7 protein-coding genes are annotated in these 13,026 nt (G+C 44.2%); 5 read left to right on the top strand and 2 right to left on the bottom strand.

Annotated elements, in window-relative coordinates:
* The first annotated feature begins 185 nt into the window (after positions 1–185).
* From O3Q51_17170 to O3Q51_17155, 4 genes are all read left to right on the top strand, one after another.
* On the top strand, positions 186–2,129 hold the full coding sequence (locus O3Q51_17170) for a thiol-activated cytolysin family protein (GenBank protein ID MCZ4410550.1): 1,944 nt from the start codon (positions 186–188) through the stop codon (positions 2,127–2,129).
* Positions 2,130–2,529: 400 nt separating this feature from the next.
* A complete protein-coding gene (locus O3Q51_17165) occupies positions 2,530–2,985 on the top strand; it encodes an FKBP-type peptidyl-prolyl cis-trans isomerase (GenBank protein MCZ4410549.1) in 456 nt (151 codons plus the stop codon).
* A 355-nt stretch (positions 2,986–3,340) separates the two neighbouring features.
* Positions 3,341–5,647 carry a T9SS type A sorting domain-containing protein gene (locus tag O3Q51_17160; GenBank protein MCZ4410548.1) on the top strand — a complete coding sequence of 769 codons (2,307 nt, stop codon included), beginning with the start codon at positions 3,341–3,343 and terminating at the stop codon, positions 5,645–5,647.
* A gap of 422 nt (positions 5,648–6,069) precedes the next feature.
* A complete protein-coding gene (locus tag O3Q51_17155; GenBank protein MCZ4410547.1) occupies positions 6,070–7,395 on the top strand; it encodes a pitrilysin family protein in 1,326 nt (441 codons plus the stop codon).
* Between the two features lie 406 nt (positions 7,396–7,801).
* On the opposite strand, the gene O3Q51_17150 is transcribed toward O3Q51_17155, so the two are convergent.
* Complete coding sequence (locus O3Q51_17150; protein ID MCZ4410546.1) at positions 7,802–9,976, bottom strand: T9SS type A sorting domain-containing protein; 2,175 nt, start codon at positions 9,974–9,976, stop codon at positions 7,802–7,804.
* A gap of 553 nt (positions 9,977–10,529) precedes the next feature.
* Entirely contained in the window at positions 10,530–11,351 is an 822-nt protein-coding gene (locus tag O3Q51_17145) for a hypothetical protein (protein MCZ4410545.1), read from the bottom strand.
* A gap of 184 nt (positions 11,352–11,535) precedes the next feature.
* Between O3Q51_17145 and O3Q51_17140 the strand changes: the two genes are divergently transcribed.
* Positions 11,536–12,627 carry a hypothetical protein gene (locus O3Q51_17140; GenBank protein ID MCZ4410544.1) on the top strand — a complete coding sequence of 364 codons (1,092 nt, stop codon included), beginning with the start codon at positions 11,536–11,538 and terminating at the stop codon, positions 12,625–12,627.
* The last annotated feature ends 399 nt before the right edge of the window (positions 12,628–13,026 follow it).

Here is a 13,026-nt window from a genome sequence, read left to right as displayed (position 1 = left end):
CATCGCTCAGAGCATCCTAAACTCATTTGACATACGCAGAAATGAGTTTAGTTCAAGAGACAGCTTCAAACGATTTATACAATTCTTGCAGTGTCATGATTCCATGGATACTGTACGAACTTCCAAATGTATTATTAACTCTTATCATTTAAACCTTGCGCTTCGCGTGCGCTAACCTATCCATTATGAAAAAGTTTGTTTTATTTTTAGTTCTTATCGCAGTTGTTGTTTCATGTAAGAAAGATGATGATGACGACAATGGTCCATCTCCATCAACAACAGCGACGGGTGATCTGGGTGAAATAATAAACGGAGCCGGTGGCTTTGATTTTGAATTGACCGATACGCAAGTTGTGGAGACAACAGTTGAGTCGGATTCATTGGGCCAAGACGGAACGTACTGGAGTTGTACCACTCAAGTGGTAGAATTCGGTTCAAACCCCGGACTGAGCAGTGACTTTGCCTTGATGGCTCCTAACGAAGCGGTCATCTATCCCGGTTCTCTGCTTCAGGGAAACACGGTTGGTGAACCCACACCGAGTGCCATTGTACTACCCCGAGGAAGAGGAAATGTGAGGATTTCTGGAAATAGCGGATTCTCCTTGACCAATGTAGACGTAGAACCCGCCAATGGAATCTCCATCGGAGACGGAATGAACCAAATTATTGCGGGTGCCACTACCGACCAATTGGATGTTACAGCCAATACCGATTTCCAGTTTCAACGAATTTACTCAGAAGAGCATCTGGCAGCCACTTTAGGGTTTAAGTACAAAGGTCCTTCCGTAAACGTAACGGGTAGCTTGAGCTATAGCCAAGATGAGAGTAAAAGCAATATACTCGTCTCGGTAAAGCAGTCGTTCTACACCATGATTTTTGATCTGAAAGATGAGAACGGAGATGTGAGTGCTGATGGGTCCGATTTTTTTGGCTCTAGTGTAACTGCCGCTCAGCTGGGCGAATGGATAGAGCCTGGGAATCCCGGATGCTACGTAAAGCAGGTAACCTACGGTCGTATTTTCTATATGTTGATCAGTTCATCAAGCTCGCATGCAGAAATGGAAGCTGCGCTTAGCGCTAAATGGAACGGATGGGTATCTAGCGGGCAGGTAGATGCAAGCGTTTCGCTTTCTAATTCTCTTCAAGAGTTAAATATCAGCGTACAAGCGTACGGCGGCGGATTGACGGAAAATGCGTTTGCCACTTCAGCCGATCAGGCGCTTGAGGACCTCGGCGAAGCACTTGTGAATACCACTTCTTTTGGAACGGGTGCTCCTATATCGTACGTGGTAAATGAGATAGCCAACCCCACCCAAACGGTCGCTACCCAGCTTAACCTAAGCTACACTATCACGGATTGCACGCCTTATGCGGAAGGCTTTCCTGAATTTGCTGTAAACTGGTCTCAGATAAACGAAGTGGCAGGTAATGTAACTGCCATGTACCAAGATGACGACAACACATTGATCGCTTTTATAGGCGATGGAACGCAGTATGTGCGCGTAGAACAAAACGGCCCCGATAATGTGGTAGAAGGTCCTTTTAATATGGATCAGCTTTTCCCAGCCGACGCTAACGGAGAGACTATATCCAATAGTATCTCTTCGGTTCAGGCAATCGGTCGTTGGAGGGATCTCACTCCTGCTGTTGGAGACATAACAGATATTGGAGTTATAGCCTATGGAAATGGAGGAGAACACGTAATTTATGTCCCTTCTGATAACACATATAAATCTGCTGATCAAGGCAATACGGGCCTTGGCCTTCCTAGAACTATTGGCGGCACTGTTCCGGGCGGCTCCTTTGGAGGAGGGATTGGTGCTATTTACAATAATCGAGGTCAGCTTGGGGGTAATGATTTTCAACACACCTTCTTCTCTCCCGATGGCTTATCTCGCGTCAATTATAATACTGCTGCTATCGGTTGGGGTGATGTTTATGAACCTGTCGAATCAATCTCAAATTGGTCCAATCAAATTTCATCAACCTTTGGAGCAGTAGGTGCATCCGCCAGGTATAGTTTTGGCGGTCAAATGTTCGAAATTGTTGCCAATGGAGAAGGAACCCTCTACATGATCCGAGGCATACAAGACGGATTAAATGATTGGAAAGGCCCTTTTCCGTTTTAATCAACTGTTTATAAAAGTACTATTAGAAAAGCCGCGCAAAGATTTTGCGTGGCTTTTTTTTGTTCTCCTTTTGAGAGATATGCTGCTATTACAAGCCAAAACACTTTTCACCGAAATCTGCGCACTAAAAAACTGCTCACTGAAAACTGACATCTGATAGTTATATCTCCCTCCCCCGTTCACCTCATTGCAATCGTCAAAGCCATCCGCCCTAGGCGGACAAGTTGTGACAGCGCTCTTCATTCTCAATTTTTAATTGATCATTCCAATGATTTCCTTTAAGTCGATGAACTCGCTTCGCTCCGTTCTACACTGATCATTGAACATTGATCACTGCCCACTGAAAACTGATATCTGAACATCAAGTGTATCTTTGTCCCATTCATTTCAAAAAAAACCGATGAAGCGTATATTGTTATTCTTACTGGTCGCAGCCACATCTCTCCATTGCAAAAAGGATGATGACACCCAAAGCCAAACTGAAATTGACAATGAGATTATTCTCAAATACATTGCCGACAATGAGTTGGACGCGATGAACATCGGTAGCGGACTCTACTATGTAGATGAAGAAACGGGCACCGGCGATAACCCCAATCCATCGTCTACGGTGAAGGTGGTATATACCGGATACTTTACCAACGGACAAGTTTTTGACCAAAGCAATCCCGAGGGAGTCGCCTTTGGCCTCAACCAAGTCATTCAAGGCTGGACCATGGGAATTCCTTTTTTCAAAGAAGGTGGCCGCGGTAAGTTGCTTATACCATCGGGATTGGCTTATGGCAGCCGAGCGCGCAGCGGCATCCCCGCCAATAGCGTGCTGATATTCGATATTAAGTTGATCGAGGTTCTTTAAAGTCAGTTCAACCAGCTCGGTAAGGATTGTGTTTGGAGCGACAACTTACCGGTCTAAAATCTTATTGGCCTGTTGCGAGGTGATCTTACCGAATTTCATAAGTACTCCATAAATCCACCCGAAATCACAGCGGTTTCTCCTTTTCTTTTCGGAAAAAAGTAACTCAAATCTTCTTGGATTAGTCCTTTAGGCATTAGCTGAGGTCATAAAAACCCGATTACATATTTCTAGTTATCAATATTTTACAAGGCCCTAATTGAATTGTCCGCCTTTTGTCCCCCCCATAAAACTTGTAATGGGCAGGCGACCACCATATATTTATCAGAGCATTATTCTTCAATCCAAATCAATATCTATGAAAGCTCATTTCTACTTACTCATCATCGGTTTATCCACCCTCGTTGGACTTAGCCCGGCCAATGCGCAATCTTTTGAGTATTGCGATTCGAATTTCGATTATACCCCTGTTGAACTCTTCGATGCCGATTTAGCTTCGCTTTGCGTAGAGTTTCCTAATGCTGTAACGAGCGGCTGTAGTTTCGAAATGTTTGATGCGGAAAGTATACCTCAGACTTGGAGAGATGAGGTGAGTCAAAATTCACAGAAATGGAACCAAATACCCGCAAATACAGACATCGAAATAGACCTTAGTTTTAATTTTGTGCATGAACCGTGGTTTGGACCGGCGCCTAATCCGTATTCGAATCCATTTGATAACGTCATTCAAGTGAACTGGAGGGGTGAAGCGTTCTTGGTAAATCTCTCGGAGCAAGAGCCAGGCGATCCAGGTACCGGAGGACTCGGCTCTTCAAGAATCTTTGGATCTTTTACTTTCAATTCAGGCCCCGCCATCATTGACGGCGACTTGAGCGCAGGATTGGAAATCATTTTCTTTAATAACGAAACCGGTGATCCTGCCTATGCAGCTGCCACCTGGATGTTTGTGGAGGGAGAAGGTATTTTGAATGATCCTGAATGGACCACCACAGCCCCGGCGGTGCCTCAAATTATTTTACGCGACCCTCCCGGCGATGGGAGCTTCACGGAATTACTTCAGGGAGATGAGACCTGTCATGGTCATTCTATATCCCTATCAAAAGATGAATCGAATTCGGTGTGGGGATCGGCCAAGCTCGGGGTGAGTGGAGAAGTAGGTTTTCTCGTCACAACTGAGGTAGAAACCTTTGTAGAGGTTTCCGCGGGTTTGGAAATGGGCTTTACGGAAACCACCGTCGACGAGTCAAAACTTTGCGTAAGGGTAGAGAACACTTATTCCACGAGCATCGACGACCCTATCCTTCAAGAGAACTCAGGAGACCTATACATAGGGTCTGCCATCACATACGCCTATGGCGTGTTCAAAACCATCTCAATGAATGGAAATTGCGAGGTGATTGAAGACAATAGCCTGGCGTTTTTACCTGTTAGTTCGAATGGGTTCTTTATCTACCCCGAAGGCTACATAACGGGTAGCATTATTCCTGATTTGGAAGAGAATTTAGCGTCCCTCGATCCCGATTCAGATGAATACCGACTGGTAGCCGATCAGTTGGAAGTGTGGCAAGAAAACATTCAAATGAACGCTGACATAAAGGATGCAGCTTTTGCAGAGCAAGTTCCTGCTACTGCGCAATTTTTAGCGGGAAGCTCCACGACCAACTCGATTACCACGACTACCGCTGAAATGCAAGAGATAGAATACAATATGTACATAGAAGAAAGCGCTGCTATTGAGGCCGGTGTTTATGTTTCCGGCTCAGGAGGTTCTCTTGGTTCACAAGTACGATCCAAGACCACCAAGGGCAGTACATCGACCTCAAGCAATGTGCACTCAACGGAGATCAGCTACACCTTTAACGATGATGATTCGGGTACCGGAAATCAAGACGGTGATGTATTCTCTGTGAATATTTACCAAGATCTGACTTTTGGTACACCGATTTTTGATTTGGTCGAATCCGAGAGTTCTACGAGCTGTCCTTATGAAGGGGGCTATCAGATCGACAATCCCGACATCTCTTTTAGCGAAAGCGGAACAATTAACCTGACGATAGAAGACATTCCCGATGGGGAAACCTCTACTTTCGAGGTAGACATTTGCAACGAGAGTGATTTCGATCGTGAGTACTTTGTTTACGTTCCTTTGGAAAGCAACTTGAATGGATTGCAAGTGCAGTTGGCAGGAACCCCGATCAACGTTACCGATGGAGTGACCACAGGAGTGATTGCAGGAAATACCTGTTTGGAAGGGGTTGACGTGACCATCTCGCAAACGGTTGGTAGTCCTGAGCTCAACTACGAAGATGTAAAGATTGAGCTTTTCACCCCTTGTCAACCGGGATTTGAACCCAGCACAGCTGTGGTGACATTCGACGCTTTTTTCAGCAACACCTTATCTACAGACGAGTTGGCCTCTAAGGAGAATGGAATCAAGCTCTATCCCAACCCGAACAACGGACAGTTCACGATAGAGCTAGACGACCTTTCCGAAATGAGTACCCTACAGGTTCACGACTTAACGGGAAGGTTGGTTTATCAGACCATACTGACTCCCGGAAGTGATATTTTCGATCTCCAATTGGAAAGTGGCGCAAAGGGCATGTACATCCTCTCCTTATCGGGAAATGACCGACAGCGGGTGCAGCGGTTTACGACATACTAAGAGCGCTATTCACCTGTGCGGCGTATCGAGTACCAACTGTGCTTTTGATCATCGGCTGATAAGTCGCGCCAACCTTTGAAGCGTCGTGTTTTGGCGAACTGCAATTGGCTGAGTAACTGATCATCGGTTAAAAGTTGCAAGTATGAGGCTATATATTCTGGATTGAAGTGATTGAACAATGGCACAGGTTCTTTTAAAACCTTTGCTTGTATCATCTGCAGAAAAGTGCTACTATTGAAGTACAACTCTACTGTTTCTGACCAACGACCGCCGTTTTAGGAGAAAAAAAGACATTTAAAAGGCTAAAGACCTAGTTAAAGGAAATCGAAATTGCACGATTTAACTGTGTGAGCCGATGATCAGTCTCCTTAAACTATATCAGTCAGAAACGGAAGAACTCATTCTACACACCTAAATTCAAAATGAAAAGTAAAATACTAGTACTCTTCTTTTCCTTCTTCGCTCTCCAAGGCCTCTTGGCTCAGACAAACCCGACTACGAATACCACTGAAATTGAAGGAATACAAATGATACACAGGTCTTCTGTCAAAGGAACCGTCAGTATGCGCACCTTTATAAAAGGAGGGGTGAACAATTACAGCATGGAATATCAAGGTGTAGAAGAGTTACTTCTATCCATGATTGCCGAAGGAGGCCCGGCCGGTATGTCGAAGATGGAGTATCAGCAGAGGCTAGAGATGCTTGGTGCAAAGATTTCTTCCAGCACCGGGTATGACTATGGAAACATTGCTCTGAGTTCTATAAAAGAGAATTTCAATGATGCCGTAGATATTTACTTGAAAGCAATCGCAGACCCTGCGCTGCGTCAAGAAGACTTTAATCTCATTAAGAATAGAATGCTGAATGATGTACGCCAGTCCAAAACAAATCCCGATGCGCGTCTTATGAGTATGGCTATGGCGAGCACGTGGAAAGGTACTGATTACGAGAAAAAACCTACCGGTACTGAAGAATCAATAAAGAATTTAACTCTCGATGTGGTAAAAAGATACCATCAGTCTCGCCTTGCGAAAAACAATATTTTCATGGTACTTGTTGGGGATGTTAATACGAAAAGATTAAGTGCATACTTCACAAGGTCAAATATTTCCGAGTTAACCGAAGGAAGATCCGCCAACTGGTTTGTAGCCGAAGATGGAGTTGAAGCCGGACTTAATATTGAGGATCGAAACATAGAAACCAATTACATTACAGGATTCTTAAGCGCACCTAAAAAGGGTACGGAAGAATCTGTCCACAATGCCCTTGCAATGCGTATTTTGGGAAATAGATTCTTTGAGGAATTGAGAACCAAAAGAAGTTTGTCATACGCACCATCGGCCGGTACCACCGGTTACATTGCCAGGCCAATGAATCGTATTTATATCTCGACTACTGATCCTGAGCAAAGCATAGACGTTATGATTGATCTAATCAATGACGTGAAGACCTCCGGTTATGAAGAGAAAGAATTGGAAGGTACCAAGCAGTCCTTTTTGACCAATTACTACATGGGACAAGAAACAAATGCTTCAATTAGTCTATCTCTTGGCATTAGTGAAATTCAGGGAAGTTGGGAAAACATGGACAAATTCACCCAGCGAGTACTGGATACTTCGCTCGAAGATATCAATGCGATTATTCGGGAATATGCAAACGAAATTCATTGGACCTACCTCGGAAATGAAGAGATGGTGAAGCCTAAGTTTTTTAAACAACCGGTAAAGGCTAAGAAGATAAAGGAATGAAGTTTATTTTTGACTGAATTTAAACCGTCTCGGCTTTGTTGAGGCGGTTTTTATTTGGCACGTTATTCGGCTAATCAGAATACATTTTGTGGGCACCGGAAATAAGAAATCATGGCGAGGCCAATACCGGTGATGTGTTAAGGTTGCCTGCCCCTACTCTTTTAGATTTAAAGCTCCTCCGGCCTACCCTTTGCCCTGTACAATCAGTAGTTGTTTCTAAAGGAATAGTACTGTTTCATTCACGCACTTCTGCCTTCTTATGCCGCCTGATCAAAATAAAGTTAAGCATTGGGCTTGGCTTAGTTCAGGAAACAATCTCGTATCGGCTTTCGAACAGTCTAATAGAAAAAGGCCGACTCAAATAGGAGTCGGCCTTTCATTGTTATGAAAATATGAATCTAAAATTTTACTTGGCAATAATGAATTTATCAATCACTACTTCCGATCCGGTAGTTAACCTGTAAGTGTAAACACCATTAGGTAGACTAGAACCATCAAAGTCAAAACGATAGTCATTGTTTGGTTGTGCATTCCCTGTAAAGACTGCATCAATCATTCTTCCGCTCATATCGAAGACTTCCAGAGTAGTGTATCCTTCCGCGCTTACACTGAATGTTACATTAGAAAGTCCTCCCGTAGGATTAGGTTGCGATGCAATTGTCGCGCCGCCCGGAGTAGAAAATGGCTGCCAAGAGCTGAAAGCACCGGCAACTAATGGAACCTGAGAGCATCCACATCTCACTCTCCACTCGTAGTCGGTTCCAGCGTTAAGAACACTTCCGGGAATGTTAAATGACCCTGCTGAAGCACCTCCAACGATCTGTGCACCTAAAATCGATCCACCGGCAAATCTTACCTGTATTTGGCATCCGATCTGATTAGGTACCGGATCCCAAGAAGTAGCAAACGCTGATCCCGTAAATACTGTAGATAAGCTCGCTTCATTAACCGTTGGGAAAGGATTCACACAACTGGAAACACAATCCAGGCTGACAGTATAATCACCTGTTTGAAAGTAGTCATACAATTGAATGTAGTAGATGCCGGCTGATAATCCATTCAGCTCAACGGTTTCGGTAAGACCTCCCCCAATAGCATCTGAACACGCAATTTCAGTTTGTGTGCCGCAAAGACCTGAGTAAGCGTAAAGCACTCCATCAAAAGTAGCTTCTGTTTCCAAAGTCACTACATAATTATCCGAACCATTTGCTTGGAATGCATACCAAACATCTTGTGTATCCGATAAAAAGTCTCCGCATCCTGATGGTACGTTTGTAGCGGGAAGCGCAAAGTCAGTCGATCCACTCACCGACTCACCACAGTCAAGAAGTGTTGATACTCCTTCGCAAGTGTCGTTCTCCGGAATTAATCCACCACCACCACAAGAGCAGTCAGCTTGGATTGTAGAACCTGTAGTAAGCGGATTGCCGTCGTCACAGGCCTGACCGATAAAGCTTCCATCAGGGCAAGAGGGGCAAGTAGTACACTGCACTGTGGCATCGAAGCACTCAGCTCCCTGAGTGCAAAACTGATCAGATGTCCAATGAGCGTATAAGTTCGCTCCAGTTACAGCAAATGCAGCAACGGTTACCGGTGAAAAACCTTGGGCAACTACCGGACCGTTAGGAGTTCCTTCTCTGACCGTAATATAGCCTGGTTCTTCAAGTGTAAACACAATGTTTTCACCTGCGGGAACTCCGGTTACTTCTGAATACTCTGTTGAAAATGCACAACTTGATAGGGAAGTGCTTTCGTTGGTTCCGGCACTAAGATCAGCACCTCCAAAAGAACTGGTATTGTAGCAGTTACCATCCATTGGATCAGGGAAAGGGCAAGTGGTGCATTGCACTGTAGTTACGAGACAGGTGGAACTGGAAAAAGTACAAGCATCATCTGCGGTATAGTGCACATACAACTCCGAATCGAATCCGCTGAAAACGGTCAATGGCGAGAATCCTTCCCCTAAAACCGCTCCATCAAAACTACCCGCTCTAACGGTCATGTAAGCATCGCCTGTTGTTGTGAATTCAATGCCCGAAAATATCGGAACGTCCGTAACCTGATTGTATTCTTGGGCTATGTTACAAGTATTGATGGTGAGCAATGAATTATCACCGCTAGCTAAGCTTGTTGTCGCAAAGAGAAAAGGTGTAAAACACCCATCACAATTCAGACAACGAGCAGTAAGTACCTGACAAGTGCCGATTAACTCTCCACAAGTGCCGTCATCCGGATTCACATGTACAAAAAGATCAGCTCCTGAAGCGCTGAATATGCTTGCTGATCCGGAGCCTTGCCCGACAACCGGACCGTCAAAGGTGCCTTCTCTAACGGTAATATAACCGCCATCAGGCATCGCAAACTCATAACTTGCACCAATTGGCACGGCTGTTACAGGCCGATGTTCACCGAAGTAGATACAGGTCGATAGCGTGTCAGTTTCGCCATCGATACTCGAAGCTAATGTCGAACCGAATGGAATCGTGTTTGTGCAGGATTGCGCTTGCGAGGTTAAGACCATGCCCAGCGATAAAATTATCGCTGCACAAAAGGCAAAAGTGTTGGTAAAATACTTTTTCATAATTGTGGTTTTTGGTTAATGATTTAAGTAAGGTTAACTATCCTTTTGCGAAATTAGATTTATTTATTTCGCTCAGAACAACTATTTAATCGTCCAATATAGCTTTTATTTCGACGTAATTTAATTTTTGTTAAAAAACAGGCATCACTAATTCTTGTGATATTCTTAATCGAGTTTCATCTTTTGAGTCACCGGATTTAATCCCATTCTTAATCTGATTGAGATCTTTTAGAACCTGTTTTTGTTGAGGGAACTGTCCACTCCATCATTGGTCATCTTAATGCATTGATCAAACAGAAAGAAGCTTGGCTCCCGAATAAATGGAAGACTGAAAGGAGGCAACTTATCCGCCTTAGGCGAAGATTTCATGAGCACCGAAAAAAAAGCAAACACTTGGCGAGTAAAAGGCTTGGGGTAGCCAAGGTGATTTTTTTGCTCTCTACACCTCGCAGATCAAAGAAAGGATTCATTCCCAAAAAAAGAAAAAGCCATCCCAACATACGGAATGGCTTTCTTTTCAGTCAAAAGACTATGGTTGTTTTATTCACGGCAATCAATTCTCCATTGTGATGATCAAATAGCTTCCGGTATCGGGTGGACCATCAACGTCTTCCAATACAATTTCAGTATCACTAAAACTCACTACATCCCAAGCAGCATTGAAACCGGTTAAGGGTGCGGGAGGCGGATTAAATTGAATAGTGAGCACGATACCATCCTGCGTTTCACTGGTCATCCACTGACCGCCTCGTTGTTGACCAAAACGTTCTGCGGTCACCACATTGTTCCCTTTGAAATCTAAGGAAACATCGCTAAAAGTGCTCGTTACATCATTGCCTTGATAGACAAAATCAGCTACAACGAAGACTGAATCCAGTAAGAAGGCATTCAAGGCCTGTAGTTCAAGTGACATGACTGTCTCTCCCGTTGGGATGATTTGAAGAGTATCACCCGCATCATTGATGAATTGGGGATTGTTCAGGTCAAGACTCACCACGGTCCAAATTCCTGACAGCGCATTGATAAGCGGAGGAGCATCGGGAAAATTCAAAAAGAGTTTTTGAACACCATCCATTTGGCCGACATTCCAGGTACCCGGCCATTCTTGATTTGGCGAACTTGCGATGACCGTACCGTTATTCATAAACGTCCATTCAATTTCCTGATAAGAACTAGCCTGCTCTTCGCCTGCCAAAACAAATGAACTGACTTCAAAGGTGCGCGAACCTTGGGGCGAAGGGCTTTTGGGATCACCCAAGGTGTATAGCGGTTCAACCACTTCTTGAGTTTCTTTGGTACACGAAGCAAGGAAGACCGTGCAGCTGAGGGCAAGGATACCCGTTTTAACGATGGAGGCGAGATGATTGGTTTTCATGACATTTTTTGGTTATTGATTCTGATTCCAAAAGTGGTCAATGCCCGACACCTGGTTTTCACCCGAATGGGTGATTTTGAGTTTATTGGTTTCGGGTTTGGGATAAAGGTTATGAGGACTTACTCGTTGGTTTAGCCACACGCTGCTTCTTTCTTTGAATACAAACATCTATTTTTGAAGGGACATGAAAGGAGTTCTTTTCGCATGCTTATTCTTCTCATTTGCACTGATGGTCCAAAGCCAAACCCTTTGGATCGATGACGACAGAAGACCGATCCCGACGTTTAAAAATGACGGCATTACGCCGAATACCATTGTCAACATCTATAAATCCGATATGGTCATGCACGGCATTTTTGACAGCGGAACATCAGAGGAAGAACTCTATGCAACCATTCGCTTTGACGATAGATCTCGCCCGGTCGAAGTTAAAGTCAAGCCCGCCGATGAAGATTTCCATTACTACAAGACCGTTTTTCAGTATGAATCGGATGATACCTTCACAGCCTCCCTATTCAAAGGAGAGAGCGATCTTTATCATAAGTGGTTTGTCAAGGACTCTCTTTTAGTGGAAGAGGTATCCTATCCGGATGGAGTGTTTCAATACCGGTGGATATACCGTACGAATGAGGATGGAACGACCTACGACGAAAAGTTCAAAGGCAAAGACAAGTTAATTCGCGTGGCCATTATGAAGACAGATAGTATGGACACCGATGGCCGCTACTGTGTTTGGAAAAGAGGTAAGCTTATTAAGATGTCGCTCTATGAATTCAATGAACAGGGAAATCCGCAACGGGTTGAATTACTGGATACCGATGATCTTACTAAAGCAGCAAAAAAGCTCAAAGTAGATCGGAATGACTTGAGTGAATTCGATGCCGAGCGGATCAGAATGGCACTGATAGGATTGACGTATTACTGGAACTTTGAGTACGACGATCAAAATGAGCTCTCAAAACAAATCCTCTTTAACCAACACAGTGAGGAAGTTGGGATGGTAAGATACGAGAGAGATGAAAACGGGAATATTGAAAGTGTAATCGCCGATGCTGACATTGCTTCCAAAATCCCTTGGTATGAGTATTACGAGGATCTGTCAGGCCTGTCAAAGACGAAGGCGGTATACTACTATCAAGGACTGGAATTGCTGAATATCAAAAGCCATACACTCTACGACTTAGAGGGCCGACCCGTAGAAGCCACTTTCGAATATGTAGGCTATAACGTAGGTGGCGGCAGAGAAAAGTATAGGTATGAATACGTCTATGACTGAAGGGCTATCGAAATTTTGCTTAGAGAGAATCAGCTCGAAGCTAATGGCTAATGGCTAAAAGCCAAAACACTTTTCACTCATAACTGCACACTGATAATTGCACATTGAAAATTGATAATTGATCACTGCACACTGACTCCTGATTTCCACCCACGCCCATGCATTCCTCTGAGCTGAAAAGCTTCGTCGGATGCAGAAAGGGCGCAACCTCACAAGTAAAATAGCATCACCTTTTATAATTCTTCACTGACATCTGACATCTCGTATCTGACCTTCCCTCCCCCGTCTTCACCTCACTCCGTTCGTTGAATCCACCCCCTCCGCCAGCGCACAGGCCATCACACAAGGGGTACAAGATCTCGTCTTTATTCGGAATGATGCTCTTGGCCCCAAGCATCG

The sequence above is a fragment of the Cryomorphaceae bacterium 1068 genome (assembly GCA_027214385.1).
Taxonomy (GTDB): Bacteria; Bacteroidota; Bacteroidia; order Flavobacteriales_D; family Cryomorphaceae; genus JAKVAV01.
The sequence above is the reverse complement of the archived record's forward strand: the minus strand, read 5'-3'. Positions and strand labels throughout refer to the sequence as shown.

Excerpts from the sequence above, each read along its gene's own strand:
- O3Q51_17170 (MCZ4410550.1), top strand. The coding sequence starts at position 186 with ATGAAAAAGTTTGTTTTATTTTTAGTTCTTATCGCAGTTGTTGTTTCA.
- O3Q51_17165 (MCZ4410549.1), top strand. The coding sequence starts at position 2,530 with ATGAAGCGTATATTGTTATTCTTACTGGTCGCAGCCACATCTCTCCAT.
- O3Q51_17160 (MCZ4410548.1), top strand. The coding sequence starts at position 3,341 with ATGAAAGCTCATTTCTACTTACTCATCATCGGTTTATCCACCCTCGTT.
- O3Q51_17155 (MCZ4410547.1), top strand. The coding sequence starts at position 6,070 with ATGAAAAGTAAAATACTAGTACTCTTCTTTTCCTTCTTCGCTCTCCAA.
- O3Q51_17150 (MCZ4410546.1), bottom strand. The coding sequence starts at position 9,976 with ATGAAAAAGTATTTTACCAACACTTTTGCCTTTTGTGCAGCGATAATT.
- O3Q51_17145 (MCZ4410545.1), bottom strand. The coding sequence starts at position 11,351 with ATGAAAACCAATCATCTCGCCTCCATCGTTAAAACGGGTATCCTTGCC.
- O3Q51_17140 (MCZ4410544.1), top strand. The coding sequence starts at position 11,536 with ATGAAAGGAGTTCTTTTCGCATGCTTATTCTTCTCATTTGCACTGATG.